The sequence below is a fragment of the Streptomyces sp. TG1A-60 genome (assembly GCF_037201975.1).
In the GTDB taxonomy this organism is placed as follows: domain Bacteria; phylum Actinomycetota; class Actinomycetes; order Streptomycetales; family Streptomycetaceae; genus Streptomyces.
This window is the reverse complement of sequence record NZ_CP147520.1, coordinates 7,092,579-7,110,381: the sequence shown is the minus strand read 5'-3', so window position 1 is coordinate 7,110,381 and position 17,803 is coordinate 7,092,579. Positions and strand designations below refer to the sequence as shown.

The following is a 17,803-nucleotide window of genomic DNA, read 5'->3' as shown; positions in this document are numbered from 1 at the left end:
CGACCGACTCAGGACGCGAACAACCGCACAGACCAAGCCGCATGCACCTCCGCCCCGACCTCCAACAACGGCGCGGAGGCCGCGGGCAAGCCGTCCACCCCACCCGCCCCCGCCCCCCGGGCGCTCTCCACCGCCGCCCGCACCACCGCATCCACCTCGGGAGCCAACCGCGCCAACGCCCCGGTCGCCTCGAACGGATCAAGACTCAGCAACCGCACCGTCGCACTCGCCGGCCCACTGACACTCTCGTACGCGGAGCAGTACGCCGCGTCCTCGGCCGAAAGCCCGGCCGCCCTCGCCGCCACCCCCAGCACGACCGGCTGGTGCGCCCCCTTCGGGAACTCCCGTGCCAGCGCGTCCAGCTCCTGAGACGGCCAGGTCGCCCGAGCCGCCCGCATCAACTGCCGCCCCAGTTTGCGCGAGGCGACCCGCAGGGCCACGGATGATGTCCGGGCGTCGGCGGCGGCGTCCAGCGACAGGGCGTCCACACCGAGCGCCGCCGCGGCGGCCAACGCCGCCGAAACCAGCCCCGCCGTGTGCAACCGCCCCCGGCAGAACGCCTCCAGCCCCTCCGCCCCGGTGACCAGCCCGGCTTTGACGGCCACCTCGGCCCCGCCGGAGTGTGCGTGCCCCCCGGCGGGGAAGCGGCCGTCGGCCAGCACGAGAAGCGCGGCCCTAGACATCGCGGACCCCCGAGGCAAGGTGTCGGAGTTCCGACCTCTGTGCGGCCATCAGAAGAGGAAGTACCGCTGAGCCATGGGCAGTTCGGCCGCCGGTGTGGCCTCCACCAGTTCCCCGTCGATGTGCACGGCGAAGCTGTCGGGGTCGACGCGCACCTCGGGCCGCGCGTCGTTCTCGCGCATGTCGGCCTTGGTCACCCCACGCGTCGACTCGATGGCGACGAAGCGCTTCCCCAGCGAGAGCCGTTCCGGCAGTCCGTCCTCGATGGCGAGCGGCGCCACGAAGTTGAACGAGTTCGCGGCGGGCGCCCGTCCGATGGCCCCGTACATGGGACGCGGGAGGATCGGCTGCGGGGTGGGGATCGAGGCGTTCGCGTCGCCCATCTGCGCGTAGGCGATCTGTCCGCCCTTGATCACGAGCTGCGGCTTGACGCCGAAGAACGCGGGCTCCCACACGACGAGGTCGGCGAGCTTGCCGGTCTCGACGGACCCGATCTCGCGGGCGAGGCCCTGCGCGAGCGCGGGGTTGATCGTGTACTTGGCGACATATCGACGTACCCGCCGGTTGTCCGCGCGCCCGTCCCCGGGCAGCGCGCCCCGGCGCCGCTTCATCACATGCGCGGTCTGCCAGGTCCGCAGGATGACCTCGCCGACCCGGCCCATGGCCTGCGAGTCGGAGGAGATGATCGAGATGGCGCCCAGGTCGTGCAGGATGTCCTCGGCCCCGATGGTCGATGGGCGGATACGGGACTCGGCGAACGCCAGGTCCTCCGGGACGGCCGCGTTCAGGTGGTGGCAGACCATCAGCATGTCGAGGTGTTCTTCGGCGGTGTTGACGGTGTAGGGCCGGGTCGGGTTGGTGGAACTGGGCAGGACGTGCGGCTCGGACACCACGGTCATGATGTCGGGCGCGTGCCCGCCGCCCGCGCCCTCGGTGTGGTAGGCGTGGATGCCGCGTCCGGCGATCGCGGCGAGCGTGTCACCGACGAACCCGGCCTCGTTCAGCGTGTCCGTGTGGATGGCGACCTGGATGCCGGTCCGGTCGGCGACGGTCAGCGAGGCGTCGATGACGGCCGGCGTCGAGCCCCAGTCCTCGTGGAGCTTCAGCCCCAGCGCGCCCCCGCGGATCTGGGACAGCATCGCCTCGTGCGACACCGTGTTCCCCTTGCCGAGGAAGCCGATGTTGAGCGGGTACTGCTCCATCGCCTCCAGCATCCGGGCGAGGTGCCAGGGTCCGGGTGTGACGGTGGTGGCCTTGGAACCCTCGGCGGGGCCGGTTCCGCCGCCGACGAGCGTGGTGATGCCGGACGACAGCGCCTCGTCGGCGATCTGCGGACAGATGAAGTGGACGTGGGCGTCGATGGCACCGGCGGTGACGATCCGGCCGTTCCCCGCGATGATCTCCGTCTCGGGGCCGATGACCAGGTCGGGGTGGACGCCGTCCATGGTGTCGGGGTTGCCGGCCTTGCCGATGCCGGTGATCCGGCCGTCGCGGATGCCGATGTCGGCCTTGACGATGCCCCAGTGGTCGATGATCACCGCGCCCGTGATGACCGTGTCCGGGGTGCCTTCCGCGCGCGTGGCACGCGACTGGCCCATGGATTCGCGGATGACCTTGCCGCCGCCGAACACGGCCTCGTCACCGGCCCGTCCGGGCCCGCCGGAGTGGTCATCCTCGATCTCGACGAGCAGGTCGGTGTCGGCGAGCCGGATGCGGTCGCCGGTGGTGGGGCCGAACAGGTCGGCGTATGCGGCACGCGAGATCTCAGGCATCGAGGGCACCTCCGGTCTCCCCGCGCAGTCCGGGCACGACACGGGCGCCGGTGAGCGGTACGAGTTCCACGTCGACCGGGATGCCGGGCTCGAAGCGCACGGCGGTGCCGGCGGCGACGTTCAGCCGCTTCCCGCGTGCGGCGGCGCGGTCGAACTCCAGGCCTGGGTTGGCCTCCGCGAAGTGGTAGTGGGAGCCGACCTGGACGGGCCGGTCGGCGGCGTTGAGGACGGTGAGCCGGGTGACCTCACGGCCCTCGTTGCAGACGATCGCGTCCTCGGCGAAGAGGATCTCTCCGGGAATCATCGAGGCCTCTCAGACGATCGGGTCGTGGACGGTGACGAGCTTGGTGCCGTCCGGGAAGGTCGCCTCGACCTGCACGTCGTGGATCATCTCGGGGATGCCCTCCATGACGTCGTCCCGGGTGAGCAGTTTCCGTCCGGACGCCATGAGCTCGGCCACCGTACGGCCGTCCCGCGCGCCCTCGAGGATGTGCGCGGTGATGAGCGCGACGGCCTCGGGATGGTTCAGTTTCAGCCCACGGGCCCGGCGCTTCTCCGCCACATCGGCCGCCACATGGATCAGCAGCCTCTCCTGCTCGTGCGGGGTCAGTTGCACGGCGTCCACCTCACATCCTCGCTCCGGACCGTGCGGGGCCCGGTTGCCGCGACCACCCGGCAAATTCGCAGGTGGCATGGGCGCAGGCTAATCGGGTGGCGTTTCGGCGACGTTAACCGGACCGTGATCGACCGCGTGTCGGTCCCCGTCGGCGCCGGCCACTCGGCACGCCGACGGGGGTCGCTCGGCATGCCGCATCAGGGCGCTGCGCCCGCTTGCGGGCGGTCGGGTCCGTACGGTCTCCGCGACTTCCCGGCGGGAAGGCGCGCGCCGGTCGCCCGAGCGGGCGTACAGCCGCACGCGAAGCCCGCGGCGCCTAGGAACCCCCCGCCCGCCGATGCTCCGCGGCGATCCCGAAGCGCTGTTGTTCCCTCGGGGCCGATGCGACCTCGCGGACGCTGGAGACCGCGCTGATCACCGAATCGTCGGCGGAGTCCTGGAGGGCTTCGAGGTGCTCCAGGTCGGCTGCGGAGACCAGGGCGACGAGGGGCTTCCCGTGCCGCGTCACGACGACGCGCTCGCCGCCGTAGACCACGCGGTTGATCAGATCGGCGAGCTCAGCCCTGGCTTGCGTCACCGGAATCTCGTAGGCCATGCAGTCCAGCTTAGGGGTCCTTGCACTATGAGCACCCGATGTCCTGAGGGCGGGGACGAGCGCCGCCGTGGTCCTGTGTCTGGCGACGGCCCTGGTCCACGTCCTCCTCGTGTAGGTCGCGCGGTCTGGTGCCGTGCATCGCAAGGCGCCGGAGAGCCCTCGATGGGGGCCTTTCCCGCGCGAGCGAGGTCGAGCGTGGGAAGGAGCCACCAGGGCTTCTCGGCAACGCGGCGAGGCGCGGTGCCAGGCCGCTCGACCCGGGCGCTCACAGTGCGAGGACACCTTGGACCGGGCCGCGCCCCGTCGCCCCCTCGCCCCGTCACCCCACCACCCCGAGCGGAAGATCCCCTTCTGCTCCGCGATGACAACCGAACAGTAGGGGGAACCATGTCCAGTCCGAGAGCGGGACGGCCTCGGTGGAGTCCCCCGCCCGGCACCGAGTCCTCCGGCGGCTCCGGCCTGAGCGCGAGAGCGTGGAGGGGGAGGACGCCTACTGATCCCTGGCGATCGGCTCACGGTCGAGATCGCTTCGGTGAACGGCGCGGACTCGGCGCCCGAGGGCCACGACGTCATACCTGCCGAGGTCGCGAACGCACTCTCCGAGTTCGCCGCCCCGAAGGGCTGACCGCCGATCACCTTCTCGGGCAGGCCGACCCCCGTGGCCATCAACCGACCTCGTTCGCCGCGCACTTCACGGCGCCCCGGACCACATCGGTCCGGGGCGCCGCCGTAGGCGAGCGGCTTTCCACGATCTCGTACGTCCTGTACATTCTGTACAGAAATCGATCTGAGGAGGCGTGCCCCATGCCCGCGAACCGACCGACGGCCCGTTATGTGCTGCCCGAGTTCACCGAGCACACCAGTGCGGGTCACCGGACGATGGATCCGTATGCCAAGCTCCTGGAAGAGCGGATCGTGTTCCTCGGGACGCAGATCGACGACACGTCGGCGAACGACGTGATGGCCCAGTTCATGCACCTCGAACACCAGTCGCCCGACCGGGACATCTCGCTGTACGTCAACTCGCCCGGCGGCTCGTTCAGCGCGATGACGGCGATCTACGACACGATCCGGTTCGTCACCTGTGACGTGGAGACGATCTGCCTGGGGCAGGCGGGATCGTCCGCCGCGGTGCTGCTGGCAGCGGGCACACCGGGCAGGCGGTTCGTACTGCCGGGCGCGCGCGTGGTGATCCACCAGCCGGCGCTGGCCGGCCGGATCGAGGGCCAGGCGAGTGACCTCGCGATCCAGGCCGCGGAGTTGACGCGCAATCGCCGGAAGCTGGAGGAGATGTTCGTCCGGCACACGGGGCAGAGCCCGGAGCGGATCAGCGCCGACATCGAGCGGGACACGTTCCTCGACGCTGAGGCGGCGGTCGAGTACGGGCTGGCCGACCAGGTCGTCCCGAGCCGCAGGGCCTCGGGCGCGCTCCCCGGCGCGAGGTGAGTGTCGATGCTCCCTCCCGAACTGCCGCCGCTGCCCGCCCTCACGCGCGCCGAGGCTGAGCTGATCGACCGCTATCTGGACGTCGTCGACCTGGTCGGCCGGATCAATCCGGCGCGCCCCGGTGACACGTACCGCGGACTGCGGGCGGCGCAGGCGCTCGTCGCCAAGGCGACCGCCCTGCGCGACGCGCTCGAACTGATGCACAGGCGCGGCGAGAACGAGGTACACGCCCCCACCCTCGCGCGGTCCCTGCGCGTGCTCGACGGCGAGCGGCGGGCGGCCCTGGTCTCACTGCCGCCGAAACCGGAGGACTCGCCTGCCTGAACCCATCCCGGGTCGGCCGCCGTACTACTGACGGGCCGTCCGGCCCGGGGTTCGCGCACTCCGGACGGCGTAGCACGATCGACCTATCGGCCCATACGTCGCAAGGAGCTGTGAAGTTGCGCAACGCGCCTACCGCACAGCCGGAATACATCATTCCGGTGCTGGTACGGGCCTCCTCGACCCGTTGGACACAACAGCCGAAAAGGCTCTGTCCACCCGAACGGGTGAGTGGTGAGTAAGACCACAAACCACCGGTTCCGTTGGGAATTTCGGACTTGAGTGCGTCAAGATCCCTTCCTGACGACAAGCCCCCGCCACAGCGGCGGGGCGATCCGGGTGGACGCCGAGTCCTGCCGCCGCCCGGATGACCGGTCGACAGGAGTGCATCGGCAGGAGTGGAGGACCCAAGTACGACGGGTCGCCGGAACGGTCGGCTCCACATGGAGACGCCGCGCCGAGCAGCCCTTGGGGTGAAGCCGCGTCAGCGGCCGGGCAACTTCGCCAGCCCGAATCCGACAGGTCATCCTTCACAGGCGGCTGACGAAGGGTTGCGCATGACTGCGCTGAATCGTGTCCCGTCGCTGTTGACCCGGGCCGGTACGGCCTCGGCTCTCACCATCGCCGCCGTGAGCGGCAGCATCGTGGTACCGGGCGCCGCATCCGGCGCCGAGGCCGCCACCGCGGCGTCGAAGGCACTCAAGGTCGCGGCTTCCAAGAAGGGCTCCCCTTACCAGTACGGAGCCGCCGGTCCAGGCAGGTTCGACTGCTCAGGGCTGACGCTCTACTCGTTCAAGAAGGCGGGCAAGAAGCTGCCCCGTACTGCTCAGCAGCAGTACAACAAGACGAAGCACATCTCCGCGAGCAACCGCAAACTCGGAGACCTCGTCTTCTTCCACTCGGGATCGAGCGTCTACCACGTCGGTATCTACGCGGGGAAGGGAAAGATCTGGCACTCCCCGAAGACGGGTGACGTCGTCCGGCTGCAGAAGCTCTGGACGAAGAGCGTCTGGTACGGCCGGGTCCGCTGACCAGCCGTGGGGGCGGCGGAGATCTCCGCCGCCCCCACGGGCGTGCCACGGGCCGAACTGGTTACTCGTTCGCCCATGGCCGACGAACGCACCCGCCCCGCACGCAACGAGACGCCCCTCGAACGCGCCGACCGCAACTTCTCCGAGCTGCTGCAGGAGCTGCGGGTCACCCAGACCGGGGTGCAGATCCTCTTCGCGTTCCTGCTGACGCTGGCCTTCACGCCGCGCTTCCCGGACCTGGACTCCGTACAGCGCGCCACCTATGTCACCACCCTGCTGCTGGCGGTCCTCGCGGCGGCGCTCTTCACCGCCCCGGCCGCCCTGCACCGCTCGCTCTTCCAGCAGAACGCCAAGCCCGCCATCGTCCAGGTGTCGTCCCGGCTGGCCACCGCGGGCCTCATCGTGCTGATGCCGGCCCTCGCCGGGTCCGTCCTGCTCGTCGTGGACGTGACGCTCGGCCGGGCGGCCGGGATCGTCGCCGGGGCGGGCACGTTCCTCGCGTGCCTGACCCTGTGGGCCGTGCTCCCGAAGCTCGTGGGACGGTCCGCCGGTAACACCGGCACGACGCCGACACCGCCTCCGGGCGAGACCCCCGTCAGGGCTCCTGCGGACCACCGGACCTGACCGGTTACGCGGGAACCGTCCAGGGCAGTTCGATCGCCACCGTCTTGCCGCCCTCCCGGGTGGGTCTGACGCTCAGCCTGCCGCCGCACTCGGCGGTCAGGCAGCGGACGATGACCATGCCCCGGCCGTTGTCCTGCTGGACGGCGGCGGGCAGACGTTTCGGAAAGCGCGGATGGCTGTCGGTGACGCCGATGCGCAGCTGCTCGTCCCGGTCCAGCGCGATGTCCACGGTGAACGTGGGCGACTGACCGAAGGTGTGCTGGACGGCGTTGGTGGCGAGTTCGGACACGATCAGGCGCACGGTCTCCGCGATGTCCGTGCCGCTCGGCAGGCCCCATTCGGCCAGCACCTGGGCGACGTATCTTCGGGCCGCGGACACCGAGGCGGGATCGCTCGGCAGAGTGACGGATGCTTCCTGGTGATCTGCCATGGCGAGTCGTCCCTTTCCCACGGGACCGGTGTCCGACAGGGAGCGGATGGTTCGAGTACGGTCCCGGACTGGTGCTTCGCGCCAGACTGCCACTACCTGGGCCGTCACGGGTGGCGATCCACCAGGATGTGCATATATCTGTCGCTCGAAGCGGTGAACTCTCCGACGACCGACCGTATTCGGGCGGGGTCTTCGTCCATCCTCTGTCGTCACCCCGGCTTCGCACGCCGAGCGGAAGGAGAACCCATGCAGTACGGTCCGGCTGTGCGCCGCCGCAAGCTCGGTGCCGAGTTACGCGTTCTGCGTACCCGCTGCGGTCTGACGAGCATCGAGGCGGCCCATCGGGTCGGCTGGCACCAGTCCAAGGTGAGCCGGATCGAGACGGGCGCCAGCGGGGTGAAGCCCGTGGATGTACGCAGGCTCCTGGACGCGTACGGGGTCGACGACAGCGAGCTCCGGGAGCTGCTCCTGGCGTTGGCGGGCTTTGAGGACGGTGGTGGACGGCACAACTGGTGGCACGCCTACCGGGGCGTACTGCCGCCGACGTACCGGGACTTCATCAGCCTGGAGTCGCAGGCCGGCGGGATACGGACGTTGGAGACCTCGGTCGTGCCGGGCCTCCTGCAGATTCCCGAGTACGCCCGGGCGGTGACCCGGGCCGCCGTGGAGGGTTTGGAAGACGACAAACTCGACGCGCTGGTGGAAGTGCGGCTCGCCCGGCAGGAAGTCCTGCGCGCGGACCCGCCGATGGAGCTGAGCGCCGTGCTCGACGAGGGCGTTCTACGACGCGAGGTGGGCGGTCCCGAGATCATGGCCCGGCAGCTGGGCCGTCTGGTCGAGGCGGCGCGACTCCCTCAGGTACGACTACAGGTGCTGCCGTTCACTGCCGGGGCACACATCGGCGTCACCGGCCCTTTCGTAATCTTCTCATTTAAGAGCACATCTGATCTTGACGTGGTTGTTCTCGACCACTTGACGAGTAGCCTCTACCTTGAGCGGAAAGAAGACCTCAAGGCCTATGTCGAGGCCTTCAACACCCTTCAAGTCCACGCCCTTTCACTCGAGGACTCGTTGGATTACATCGCCGGGCTCGCTGCCGGCGCGTAAGGAGGCACCATGTCCGCACTGCCTCGGAACGTGACCACCAGTACCGAACTGCACGGGGTGCGATGGCTGCGCAGCAGCCGCAGCACCGGAATGAACAACTGCGTCGAAACGGCCCGCCCCGGGTCCGGCCGCTGGGCCGGACTCGTGGCCGTGCGCGACTCGAAGAACACGGCGGGGCCCGCCCTGCTGTTCGACCCCGAGGCCTGGGAGGGATTCGTCACCACGCTTCGATGAGCACCAACGGCAACACACGCACATCCGCTCACGGCGGCACTCGGCCGGGACGCCGACTCACGGTCGCGTATCGCCGATGATCCCCACGGCTCGGTCGATCTGCCCCTCGGTGAGATCCGCCCGGGCGGTCAGCCGCAGCCTCGAAATGCCGTCGGGCACGGACGGTGGGCGGAAGCAGCCGACGGCGAGACCCGCCGACCGGCAGTCCGCCGCCCACCGCACCGCCTGCTCGGGGGACGGTGCGCGCACGGACACCACGGCGGCGTCGGGCCGCACCGCTTCATGGCCCGACGCCGTCAGCCGTGCGTGCAGCTCTCTCGCCACCTCGCGAGCCCGCGCGGCGCGCTCCGGCTCACGGCGCAGCAGCCGGAGCGCGGCGAGGGCCGCGCCGGCCGCGGCCGGGGCGAGGCCGGTGTCGAAGATGAACGTACGGGCGGCGTTGACCAGATGGTCGATGACGGGCGCCGGGCCGAGGACCGCGCCGCCCTGGCTGCCCAGCGACTTCGACAGGGTGACCGTCACGACGACATCGGGGTCGCCCGCGAGCCCGGCCGCCTGCGGCGCGCCCCGGCCGCCGTCGCCCAGGACACCGAGGCCGTGCGCGTCGTCGACGACGAGCCCGGCGCCGTACTCGCGGCAGGCGGCGGCCAGTGCGGTCAGCGGGGCGGCGTCCCCGTCCACGGAGAAGACCGTGTCGGAGACGGCGACGGCAGGACCTCGGCGGGTGCTCAGCGCCTTGCGGACGGCGTCGGGGGCCGCGTGGGCCACGACCTGGGTGGTGCCCCGGGCCAGCCTGCAGCCGTCGATGAGGGAGGCGTGGTTGCCCGCGTCCGACACGACCAGGGAGCCGTGCGGGGCGAGCGCGGTGACGGCGGCGAGGTTGGCCGCGTAGCCGGAGGAGAAGACCAGGGCGGCCTCGAAGCCGCAGAAGTCGGCCAGTTCCCGCTCCAGCTCGCCGTGGAGCTCGGTGGTGCCGGTGACCAGCCGGGACCCGGTGGCCCCGCCGCCCCACCGGCGCGCCGCCCCGGCGGCTCCCTCGGTGATCTCCGGGTGTCGGGCCAGACCCAGGTAGTCGTTGCTCGCGAGGTCGAGGAGCGGCGAGTCGGCGGGGCGGGGGCGCAGGGTCCGTACGAGCCCGGCCCGGCGGCGCGCCGACGCCTGCTCGTCGATCCAGCCGAACGCCATGGGTCCTCCGGGGTGGTGTGGGCGGCCCACGGCGTCGGAGCGGTCACGGGCAGCGCGGCGGGGGCTTTCGCGGACAGTGCTCGCGGGCAGGGCTTTGTGGGCAACGATTTGTAGGCAGTGCACAGACACTAATGGCACGAACGGCCGCCCACGATGTGGCGATACCCACACGTCGAACCGACTCTGTTGTCGGGAGTCTCCTTGGCCGGGAGCGGTCCCGTAGGACAGGATCGGCTCTCATGGACCTGCTGAACACGCTGGTGGACAAGGGGCTCCGGCGCGAGCCGCTGAGCCGTGCCGAGGCGCTCGCCGTCCTCGGCACCTCCGACGACGAGCTGTTGGACGTGGTGGCCGCGGCCGGGAAGGTGCGCCGGCACTGGTTCGGCCACCGGGTGAAACTGAACTATCTGGTCAACCTCAAGTCGGGCCTGTGCCCGGAGGACTGCTCCTACTGCTCCCAGCGGCTCGGCTCCACCGCCGGCATCCTCAAGTACACCTGGCTCAAGCCCGACCAGGCCTCCGAGGCCGCCGCGGCCGGGCTCGCCGGGGGCGCCAAGCGGGTCTGTCTGGTGGCGTCCGGGCGCGGTCCGACCGACCGGGACGTGGACCGGGTCGCCGGCACCATCAAGACGATCAAGGAGCAGAACGAGGGCGTCGAGGTGTGCGCCTGTCTCGGTCTGCTCTCCGACGGCCAGGCCGAACGGCTGCGTGAGGCGGGCGCAGACGCCTACAACCACAACCTCAACACGTCGGAGTCGACGTACGGCGAGATCACGACGACGCACACGTACGCCGACCGTGTCGACACGGTCCAGAAGGCGCACGCGGCGGGGCTCTCGGCCTGCTCCGGCCTGATCGCGGGCATGGGGGAGAGCGACGAGGACCTGGTCGACGTGGTCTTCTCCCTCCGCGAACTGGACCCGGACTCGGTACCGGTCAACTTCCTGATCCCGTTCGAGGGCACCCCGCTCGCCAAGGAGTGGAACCTCACCCCGCAGCGCTGTCTGCGGATCCTGGCCATGGTGCGGTTCGTCTGTCCGGACGTCGAGGTGCGGATCGCGGGCGGCCGTGAGGTCCATCTCCGTACGATGCAGCCGCTCGCCCTGCACCTTGCCAACTCGATCTTCCTCGGTGACTATCTGACCAGCGAGGGCCAGGCCGGCAAGGCCGACCTGGAGATGATCGCGGACGCCGGGTTCGAGGTCGAGGGCACGGACCGGGTGACGCTGCCGGAGCACCGGGGCGGTGGCTGCGGGGGCCGGGAGAGCGCCGGGTGCGGGTCTCACGAGGCAGCCGGGTGCGGGTCCCCTGAGGGCGCCGGGTGCGGGTCTCACGAGGGCGGTGGCGTGTGCGGTTCTCCCGCCGAGGCACCGGCGGGAGAGGCTCGTACGGACCTCGTCTCCGTACGCCGTCGGGGTGCCGGAACGGATCTCGCGCCCAATGCCTGACCTGCCCCACCCGACCGTGCCCGAGCTGCTGGAACTCGACCGGCGGCACGTGTGGCATCCGTACGGGCCCATGCCCGGCCGGCGGGAACCGCTCGTCGTGGAGTCCGCGAGCGGGGTCCGGCTGAAGCTCACCGACGGCTCGGGCGAGCTGGTGGACGGCATGTCGTCCTGGTGGTCGGCGATCCACGGCTACAACCACCCGGTGCTCAACGAGGCGGCGCGCGAACAGCTGGGGCGGATGAGTCACGTCATGTTCGGCGGGCTCACCCATGAGCCCGCCGTGCGGCTGGCGAAACACCTGGTCGACATGGCGCCCGAAGGTCTGGAGCATGTCTTCCTCGCCGACTCGGGGTCGGTCTCCGTCGAGGTCGCGGTCAAGATGTGCCTGCAGCACTGGCGTTCGCTCGGCCGCCCCGGCAAACGGCGCCTGCTCACCTGGCGCGGCGGCTACCACGGCGACACCTGGCAGCCGATGTCGGTGTGCGACCCCGAGGGCGGGATGCACGAGCTGTGGCAGGGCGTCCTGCCCCGGCAGGTGTTCGTGGACGCGCCGCCGGCGGACTACGAGGAGTCCTACGCGGAGCTGCTGCGCGCGGCGATCGAGCGGCACGCGGACGAACTGGCCGCCGTGATCGTGGAGCCGGTGGTGCAGGGCGCGGGCGGGATGCGGTTCCACTCCCCCGCCTATCTGCGGGTGCTGCGCGAGGCGTGCGACGCGCATGACGTGCTGCTGGTGTTCGACGAGATCGCCACCGGGTTCGGGCGTACGGGCGCACTGTTCGCGGCGGACCACGCGGCGGTGACGCCGGACGTGATGTGCGTCGGCAAGGCGCTGACAGGCGGCTATATGACCATGGCGGCTGCCCTGTGCACCGCCCGGGTGGCCGAGGGCATCTCGCGGGGCGAGGTGCCGGTGCTGGCCCACGGGCCCACCTTCATGGGCAATCCACTGGCGGCGGCCGTCGCCTGTGCGTCGATCGAGCTGCTGCTGGGCCAGGACTGGCTCGCGGAGGTCGAGCGGATCGGGAGGGGACTGCGGGAGGGGCTGGCACCGGCTCGCGACGTGCCGGGGGTGAAGGACGTACGCGTCCTCGGCGCCATCGGCGTGGTCCAGCTCGACCACGCGGTGGACATGGAGGCGGCCACCTCCGCCGCCGTGCGCGAGGGCGTGTGGCTACGACCGTTCCGCGATCTCGTCTACACGATGCCGCCGTACGTCACGGGCGACGAGGACGTGGCACGGATCGCCCGCGCGGTGCGCGCGGCGGCGACGGAGGGATGACATGACGGTCCTGGTGATCACGGGGACGGGCACGGAGGTCGGCAAGACGGTCACCACGGCGGCCGTCGCGGCGGTGGCCCTCGCGTCCGGCCGGTCCGTGGCCGTCCTCAAGCCCGCGCAGACCGGTGTACGGCCGGACGAGCGTGGTGACGCGGCCGAGGTGGCCCGGCTCGCGGGCGCCGCCACGGCTCGTGAACTCGCCCGCTATCCCGAACCGTTGGCCCCCGCGACGGCCGCCCGGCGGTCCCGGCTCCCGCCGGTGCGGCCCGAGGACGTCGCCGAGGCGGCGGCCAAGCTGGCCGTCGAACACGACCTGGTGCTGGTCGAGGGCGCGGGCGGGCTGCTCGTACGGTTCGACGAGGAGGGCGGCACGCTGGCGGACGCCGCGCGGTCGCTCGGCGCTCCCGTGCTGCTGGTCGCCTCGGCGGGACTGGGCACCCTGAACACGACCGAGCTGACGGCCCGTGAACTCGCCGTGCGAGGGGTGCGGTTGACGGGCGTCGTCATCGGCAGCTGGCCGAAGGCCCCGGATCTGGCGTCCCGTTGCAACCTCACCGACCTTCCGGTGGTCGCCGGGGCTCCACTGCTGGGGGCGGTGCCGGCGGGGGCGGGGGCGTTGGAGCCGGTTGGCTTCCGGGCGGCGGCGGGAAACTGGCTGGCGCCGACGCTCGGTGGTACGTGGGACGCCGGGGCCTTCACCGCGCGGGAGATCGCGAAAGCCCTCCCCCGTTGCCCCTGAGCCCCACGGACAGTGCGCCCGGCGCTGTCCGGCTGCGCCCACCCCTTCTGCCCCGCGGAACGGGTGGGCGCAGCGGTAACAGCGTCAGCCGCGGGCATCGCCCTCCCCCAGCAGCCGTACCAACTCGATCCTCGACCTGATACCCAACCGGGAGAACACGCCCCGCAGATGGTGGTCGATCGTGCGAGGGCTGAGTTGCAGGCGGGCGGCGATCTCCCGGTTGGTGGCACCGTCGGCGGCCATGCGGGCGATCAGGAGTTGCTGGGCCGTGAGGCGGGTGGCGAGGTCCTCGCCGCCGGGTGTCACGGCGGCGCGCTCCCCCAGGGCCCGGAGTTCGGCGCGGGCCTGGACGGCGCAGTGCGGGGAGCCGAAGTACTCGAAGGCCTCCAGGGCGCTGTGGAGGCGGTCGCGGGCCTCGGTGCGGTCGCGGAGCCGGCGCAGGGCGCTGCCGAAGAGCAGTTCGGTGCGGGCGCGTTCGAAGTCGCGGGTGCCGGAGGCATGCAGGTCCAGAGCCGTGCGGAAGTGCTCGACGGCTTCCTTCCCGGTGGCGAGCAGGGCGCGGCAGCGGGCGCTGAGGGCGAGGTCGTCGGCGCTGCGGACGGTGCGGGCCCAGCGGTCGTAGTCGGCGTGCGCGGCGCGGGCCACACGGGTGTCGCCGGTGCGGACGGCGGCTTCGACGTAGTGCGGGGTGGCGAGGTGCCGGATGGCCCGGTGCCCGTGTCCGGGGCCGAAGCCGGCGAGGGCGCGCAGCCGGGCGGCCGAGGCGGCGTAGCGGCCGGTGCTGAGGTCGAGGAAGGCGAGGGCGAACATGGCGAGCGCGGCGGGCAGTCCGAGTCCGCGTTCCAGGGCGTACGCGCGGGCCGACTCGGCGCGCTCCCGGCAGACCTGCTCGTCGCCGGTCACGGCCGCGAACATCGCGAGCGCGGCCTGGAGATGGCAGGCCCCGTTGTCCTGCCCGGTGGCGTACGCCAGGCGCAGGGCGTCCACGGCGGCGGCCTCGGCGGCCTTGGGACGTCCGGTCCAGAACTCGGCGTACGCCCGGAACTCCATGGCCTGCGGCACGGTCACGGTCTCGCCCCGGGCGCGGGCCGAGGCGGCGGCGCGGGCGGTGGCGGTGAAGGCGCGGGTGTGGTCGCCGAGGAGCAGGGCGGCGATCCCGGCGTGGATCAGCTGGGTGGGGTCACCCCCGGGCCCGCAGCGTCCGGCGGTGGCTTCGAGGACGTCGCGGGCGTCGTCGTAACGGCCCTCGAAGGCGGCGGCGAGCGCGCCGAGGGTGCTCGACGGGAGGATGCCGAGTTCGCCGGCGACGGCGGCGGCCTCGCGGCAGCGGCGGAGGTCCCCGGTGTAGATGGCGGCCTCGGTGGCCCGTGCCAGCAGATGGGCGGCCGTGTCCGAGGCGTGGTCGCCGCCGTGCCGGACCGTGGCGGTGAGCAGGGCGTCGAAGGCTTCGGCGGCGTTGCCGGCGCGGAGGGCGAGGAGGCCGCCGAGGGCGTCGTCGTCGGTGGCGGCGACCAGGCGGCGGGCCCGGTCGCCGTCGCCGGACCGCCAGGCCTCGGCGGCGGCCAGGGCGAACAGGGGCGTGCGTTCGGCCGGTTCGGGGGTGAGCGTGGCGGCGCGTTCGGCGAGGGCGGAGGCCAGGGCCGGGTCGCCGCCGATGGCACGTGCCACCCGTGCCGCCAGGCGGAGTTCGGCGGCGAGGCGGCGGCTGGGTCCGAGGGCGGCGGCGGCCCGGTGCCAGGAGCGGCCGGGTCTCTCACCCTCGTCGCTCAGGACGGCGGCAAGGAGGCGGTGGGCCTCGCGCCGGTCGGCCATGGACGCGGACTCGTACACGGCGATCCTCGTCCACGCGTCACGGAAGACGACGCCCTGGGCCGTGGGGTGCGCGAGGCCCGCCGCCTCCGCCGTGTCGAGGGGGCGGGTGTCGAGCCGGGCCGCCGTGACGGCCCGTGCGTAGGCGTGCGTGGGGACCGGATGCTGGTCGGCGGCGGCGAGGAGCAGCAGGAACCGGGTGTCGTCGGGCAGGGCCCGTACGTCGCGCCGGTGGGCCCGCAGCAGGGCGGGGGCCAGCGTCAGGGGCTCGGCGGGGAGCGGGTCGAGGCCCGTGGCCTGGCGGTGGGTCAGGGCGGCGGCGAGTTCCGCGGCGGCCCACGGATCGCCGTGTGCGGCGTGCAGCAGGCGTACGCGCACGCCTTCGGACAGCGTGGGCACGGCGGCCGACGCTGTGTCCGGGCTCGACCACACGTGCAGGGGGGACGGTGGCGAGCGATGCGGATGGTGTGGGGGGTTCACCGGAGTCACCACACCCATCACGTTACTTGCGAGTTAACCGGCCAGTAAAGACCGGCGACTTCGCCGATGCGGCGCGCGTAGACCCCCCTGACACTCCAGACGAACCCCACCCCTTTCAGGAGGCTCCATGCATCGCCGCATGCGCCGTATCGCCACGGCCCTCGCGACCGTGACCACCACGCTCCTTCTGTCGCTCTCGTTCTCCGCGACCCCCGCTCAGGCCGCGACCCGCGACCCCGTCGTCTTCGTGCACGGTCTGAGCAGTTCGTCCGGCACCTGGGACGACTGGATCGCGTACTTCAAGGCGGACGGCTACACCTCCGCCGAGCTGCACTCCTGGTCCTACGACTGGGGCAAGTCCAACGTCACGACGGCCGCGCAGCTCAAGACCAAGATCCAGAGCGTGCTCGCCTCGACGGGCGCCTCCAAGGTCGACGTGGTCGTCCACTCGATGGGCGCGCTCAGCTCCCGCTACTACCTCAAGAACCTCGGCGGGACGGCCTACGTCGACGACTTCGTCTCCACGGCCGGGGTGAACCACGGGACGACCGTGGCCGGTTGGTGCCGGTGGCTCTACACGTCCTGTGCCGAGATGTACACCGGCAGCTCGTTCCTGACCGCGCTCAACTCCGGTGACGAGACCCCGGGCGGTGTGTCGTACGCCAGCTACTGGTCGAACTGCGACGACGCGCTCACGCCGGACACCTCCGCGATCCTGAGCGGCGCGACGAACGTCGAGGTCGGCTGTGTCGCGCACAACGAGATGAACAACGACAGGGGGGTCTACGAGCAGGTCCGGGGCTTCATCGCCTGACCTGCCCGGTCCCTCGCCCGCCGTATCGCCCCGTACCCGTCGCACGGTCTCCTCCCCAGGGCCGCGCGGCGGGTGCGCCGTTTCGGCTCCTCGGGGCGGCGACGGGTGAACGGGGGCTTCCCGGGGGACAATCGCGGTATCTGCCGTCCTCCTCGGGAGGTCCTGATGGTCCGCGCCGCCAAGGACGCCGTTCACCACCCCGTCTTCGCCCGGTTCTACGCCCGACTGAGCGTGTCGGCGGAGCCGAGGGTGGGGCCCGTACGCGACGAACTGCTCGCCGGGCTCTCGGGGCGGGTCATCGAGATCGGCGCCGGCAACGGCCTGAACTTCGCGCGCTTCCCGGGCACGGTCTCGGAGGTGGTGGCAATCGAACCCGAGCGCTCCCTGCGGAAGTCGGCCCTGGAGGCCGCCCTGCGCGCCGAGGTGCCCGTGGACGTGGTGCCGGGCGTGGCGGAGGCGCTGCCCGTCAAGAGCGAGGCGTTCGACGCGGCGGTGGTGTCGTTGGCACTGTGCAGCGTGCGGGACGTACGGCGCTCGCTGAGCGAGATTCGGCGGGTGCTGCGCCCCGGCGGTGAGCTGCGGTTCTTCGAGCACGGGCGGGGCGGCGGCCGGGCGATGCGTACGGCCCAGCGGGCGCTGGACCGTACGGTGTGGCCGCTGCTGTTCGGCGGCTGCCATGTGGGCCGCGACCCGGTCGGCGCCATCCGGGCCGCCGGGTTCGAGGTCGGGACGGTCCGGGAGATCCTGATGCCCGAGCAGGGGCCCCGGCTGCCCACCTCCTACTGCGTGGTGGGCCGCGCCCGGCGGCCCGGCCTCACAGACTCCACTGGCGCAACTCCCGCGTGATGTCGTGCACGGTGGCCTCGCCGCTCTTGACCAGTCTGGCCAGTTCGCGCACCTGCTCGGCGGAGGTGACGACCTTGACACCGCTGGCCACGAGGTAGCCGTAGGCGACGGCGGAGGCGAACAGCGCGTTGGAGCGCTCCAGCGCGGGGACGTGCATGAGGAGTTGGAGGAGGGCGGCGGCTCGGGCGTGCGGGGTGTCATAGACGGGGACGTCGAATATCTGGGCCTCGTGGCGGGCGACGGCCGCGACGAGGGCGCCCCAGTCGGCGACCTGGGGATCTCCGGGCGTCTTCTGTTCGGCGACCATCAGGAGCCAGGCGAGGTCGATTCTGAGCTGGCTCAA

Annotated in this window: 20 protein-coding genes and 1 riboswitch; of the genes, 11 read left to right on the top strand and 9 right to left on the bottom strand. The window is 71.7% G+C overall.

The genetic code is table 11. The features are described from left to right. Positions 1 to 8: 8 nt before the first annotated feature. From WBG99_RS31260 to WBG99_RS31240, 5 genes are all read right to left on the bottom strand, one after another. Complete coding sequence (locus WBG99_RS31260; RefSeq protein ID WP_338899550.1) at positions 9 to 683, bottom strand: urease accessory UreF family protein; 675 nt, start codon at positions 681 to 683, stop codon at positions 9 to 11. A 48-nt stretch (positions 684 to 731) separates the two neighbouring features. Further along, positions 732 to 2,453, bottom strand: a complete 1,722-nt coding sequence (locus WBG99_RS31255; protein WP_338899549.1) for an urease subunit alpha — start codon at positions 2,451 to 2,453, stop codon at positions 732 to 734. Next, entirely contained in the window at positions 2,446 to 2,757 is a 312-nt protein-coding gene (locus WBG99_RS31250) for an urease subunit beta (protein WP_338899548.1), read from the bottom strand. The genes WBG99_RS31255 and WBG99_RS31250 overlap by 8 nt, the downstream gene beginning before the upstream one ends. A 9-nt stretch (positions 2,758 to 2,766) precedes the next feature. After that, a complete protein-coding gene (locus WBG99_RS31245) occupies positions 2,767 to 3,069 on the bottom strand; it encodes an urease subunit gamma (RefSeq protein ID WP_048819736.1) in 303 nt (100 codons plus the stop codon). Between the two features lie 316 nt (positions 3,070 to 3,385). Beyond that, positions 3,386 to 3,664 (bottom strand): type II toxin-antitoxin system Phd/YefM family antitoxin, encoded by a 279-nt coding sequence (locus WBG99_RS31240; RefSeq protein WP_338899546.1) that lies wholly within the window; start codon positions 3,662 to 3,664, stop codon positions 3,386 to 3,388. A gap of 804 nt (positions 3,665 to 4,468) precedes the next feature. Here WBG99_RS31240 and WBG99_RS31235 point away from each other — a divergent pair. From WBG99_RS31235 to WBG99_RS31220, 4 genes are all read left to right on the top strand, one after another. After that, complete coding sequence (locus WBG99_RS31235) at positions 4,469 to 5,110, top strand: ATP-dependent Clp protease proteolytic subunit (protein WP_338899545.1); 642 nt, start codon at positions 4,469 to 4,471, stop codon at positions 5,108 to 5,110. 6 nt (positions 5,111 to 5,116) lie between these two features. Continuing rightward, positions 5,117 to 5,434, top strand: a complete 318-nt coding sequence (locus WBG99_RS31230) for a hypothetical protein (protein WP_338899543.1) — start codon at positions 5,117 to 5,119, stop codon at positions 5,432 to 5,434. Between the two features lie 331 nt (positions 5,435 to 5,765). After that, positions 5,766 to 5,985, top strand: a riboswitch (cyclic di-AMP (ydaO/yuaA leader). Positions 5,986 to 5,988: 3 nt separating this feature from the next. Then, complete coding sequence (locus WBG99_RS31225) at positions 5,989 to 6,462, top strand: C40 family peptidase (protein WP_338899541.1); 474 nt, start codon at positions 5,989 to 5,991, stop codon at positions 6,460 to 6,462. A gap of 75 nt (positions 6,463 to 6,537) precedes the next feature. Further along, positions 6,538 to 7,086 (top strand): DUF6328 family protein, encoded by a 549-nt coding sequence (locus WBG99_RS31220; RefSeq protein ID WP_338899540.1) that lies wholly within the window; start codon positions 6,538 to 6,540, stop codon positions 7,084 to 7,086. Positions 7,087 to 7,090: 4 nt separating this feature from the next. On the opposite strand, the gene WBG99_RS31215 is transcribed toward WBG99_RS31220, so the two are convergent. Beyond that, complete coding sequence (locus WBG99_RS31215; protein WP_338899539.1) at positions 7,091 to 7,516, bottom strand: ATP-binding protein; 426 nt, start codon at positions 7,514 to 7,516, stop codon at positions 7,091 to 7,093. Positions 7,517 to 7,762: 246 nt separating this feature from the next. On the opposite strand from WBG99_RS31215, the gene WBG99_RS31210 reads away from it, so the two are divergent. Both WBG99_RS31210 and WBG99_RS31205 read left to right on the top strand, forming a co-directional pair. Continuing rightward, positions 7,763 to 8,623 carry a helix-turn-helix transcriptional regulator gene (locus tag WBG99_RS31210; RefSeq protein WP_338899538.1) on the top strand — a complete coding sequence of 287 codons (861 nt, stop codon included), beginning with the start codon at positions 7,763 to 7,765 and terminating at the stop codon, positions 8,621 to 8,623. A gap of 9 nt (positions 8,624 to 8,632) precedes the next feature. Then, positions 8,633 to 8,857 (top strand): DUF397 domain-containing protein, encoded by a 225-nt coding sequence (locus tag WBG99_RS31205; RefSeq protein WP_338899537.1) that lies wholly within the window; start codon positions 8,633 to 8,635, stop codon positions 8,855 to 8,857. 57 nt (positions 8,858 to 8,914) lie between these two features. On the opposite strand, the gene WBG99_RS31200 is transcribed toward WBG99_RS31205, so the two are convergent. Further along, a complete protein-coding gene (locus tag WBG99_RS31200; protein ID WP_338899536.1) occupies positions 8,915 to 10,042 on the bottom strand; it encodes an 8-amino-7-oxononanoate synthase in 1,128 nt (375 codons plus the stop codon). A gap of 239 nt (positions 10,043 to 10,281) precedes the next feature. Here WBG99_RS31200 and bioB point away from each other — a divergent pair, with 239 nt between their 5' ends. Genes bioB through bioD form a run of 3 tightly spaced genes read left to right on the top strand, consistent with a single transcriptional unit; the run spans position 10,282 to position 13,511 of the window. Next, positions 10,282 to 11,490 carry a biotin synthase BioB gene (gene bioB, locus WBG99_RS31195; protein WP_338899535.1) on the top strand — a complete coding sequence of 403 codons (1,209 nt, stop codon included), beginning with the start codon at positions 10,282 to 10,284 and terminating at the stop codon, positions 11,488 to 11,490. After that, a complete protein-coding gene (locus WBG99_RS31190) occupies positions 11,483 to 12,772 on the top strand; it encodes an adenosylmethionine--8-amino-7-oxononanoate transaminase (RefSeq protein ID WP_338899534.1) in 1,290 nt (429 codons plus the stop codon). The genes bioB and WBG99_RS31190 overlap by 8 nt, the downstream gene beginning before the upstream one ends. A 1-nt stretch (position 12,773) precedes the next feature. Beyond that, positions 12,774 to 13,511, top strand: a complete 738-nt coding sequence (gene bioD, locus WBG99_RS31185) for a dethiobiotin synthase (protein WP_338899533.1) — start codon at positions 12,774 to 12,776, stop codon at positions 13,509 to 13,511. A gap of 84 nt (positions 13,512 to 13,595) precedes the next feature. Here bioD and WBG99_RS31180 read toward each other — a convergent pair whose 3' ends face one another. Continuing rightward, on the bottom strand, positions 13,596 to 15,818 hold the full coding sequence (locus WBG99_RS31180) for a LuxR C-terminal-related transcriptional regulator (protein WP_338899532.1): 2,223 nt from the start codon (positions 15,816 to 15,818) through the stop codon (positions 13,596 to 13,598). 109 nt (positions 15,819 to 15,927) lie between these two features. On the opposite strand from WBG99_RS31180, the gene WBG99_RS31175 reads away from it, so the two are divergent. Continuing rightward, positions 15,928 to 16,614, top strand: coding sequence for a triacylglycerol lipase (locus tag WBG99_RS31175; protein WP_338899531.1), 687 nt, complete (start codon positions 15,928 to 15,930; stop codon positions 16,612 to 16,614). A gap of 165 nt (positions 16,615 to 16,779) precedes the next feature. Then, entirely contained in the window at positions 16,780 to 17,460 is a 681-nt protein-coding gene (locus tag WBG99_RS31170; protein WP_338899530.1) for a class I SAM-dependent methyltransferase, read from the top strand. Here the strand turns inward: WBG99_RS31170 and WBG99_RS31165 are convergent. Continuing rightward, complete coding sequence (locus WBG99_RS31165; protein WP_338899529.1) at positions 17,429 to 17,803, bottom strand: fic family toxin-antitoxin system, toxin component; 375 nt, start codon at positions 17,801 to 17,803, stop codon at positions 17,429 to 17,431. The genes WBG99_RS31170 and WBG99_RS31165 overlap by 32 nt on opposite strands.

Coding starts and splice junctions, on each gene's coding strand:
- WBG99_RS31200 (WP_338899536.1), bottom strand. CDS start 10,042: ATGGCGTTCGGCTGGATCGACGAGCAGGCGTCGGCGCGCCGCCGGGCC.
- WBG99_RS31215 (WP_338899539.1), bottom strand. CDS start 7,516: ATGGCAGATCACCAGGAAGCATCCGTCACTCTGCCGAGCGATCCCGCC.
- WBG99_RS31240 (WP_338899546.1), bottom strand. CDS start 3,664: ATGGCCTACGAGATTCCGGTGACGCAAGCCAGGGCTGAGCTCGCCGAT.
- WBG99_RS31225 (WP_338899541.1), top strand. CDS start 5,989: ATGACTGCGCTGAATCGTGTCCCGTCGCTGTTGACCCGGGCCGGTACG.
- WBG99_RS31220 (WP_338899540.1), top strand. CDS start 6,538: ATGGCCGACGAACGCACCCGCCCCGCACGCAACGAGACGCCCCTCGAA.
- WBG99_RS31170 (WP_338899530.1), top strand. CDS start 16,780: ATGGTCCGCGCCGCCAAGGACGCCGTTCACCACCCCGTCTTCGCCCGG.
- WBG99_RS31250 (WP_338899548.1), bottom strand. CDS start 2,757: ATGATTCCCGGAGAGATCCTCTTCGCCGAGGACGCGATCGTCTGCAAC.
- WBG99_RS31175 (WP_338899531.1), top strand. CDS start 15,928: ATGCATCGCCGCATGCGCCGTATCGCCACGGCCCTCGCGACCGTGACC.
- bioD (WP_338899533.1), top strand. CDS start 12,774: ATGACGGTCCTGGTGATCACGGGGACGGGCACGGAGGTCGGCAAGACG.
- WBG99_RS31190 (WP_338899534.1), top strand. CDS start 11,483: ATGCCTGACCTGCCCCACCCGACCGTGCCCGAGCTGCTGGAACTCGAC.
- WBG99_RS31255 (WP_338899549.1), bottom strand. CDS start 2,453: ATGCCTGAGATCTCGCGTGCCGCATACGCCGACCTGTTCGGCCCCACC.
- WBG99_RS31180 (WP_338899532.1), bottom strand. CDS start 15,818: ATGGGTGTGGTGACTCCGGTGAACCCCCCACACCATCCGCATCGCTCG.
- WBG99_RS31235 (WP_338899545.1), top strand. CDS start 4,469: ATGCCCGCGAACCGACCGACGGCCCGTTATGTGCTGCCCGAGTTCACC.
- WBG99_RS31230 (WP_338899543.1), top strand. CDS start 5,117: ATGCTCCCTCCCGAACTGCCGCCGCTGCCCGCCCTCACGCGCGCCGAG.
- bioB (WP_338899535.1), top strand. CDS start 10,282: ATGGACCTGCTGAACACGCTGGTGGACAAGGGGCTCCGGCGCGAGCCG.
- WBG99_RS31260 (WP_338899550.1), bottom strand. CDS start 683: ATGTCTAGGGCCGCGCTTCTCGTGCTGGCCGACGGCCGCTTCCCCGCC.
- WBG99_RS31205 (WP_338899537.1), top strand. CDS start 8,633: ATGTCCGCACTGCCTCGGAACGTGACCACCAGTACCGAACTGCACGGG.
- WBG99_RS31210 (WP_338899538.1), top strand. CDS start 7,763: ATGCAGTACGGTCCGGCTGTGCGCCGCCGCAAGCTCGGTGCCGAGTTA.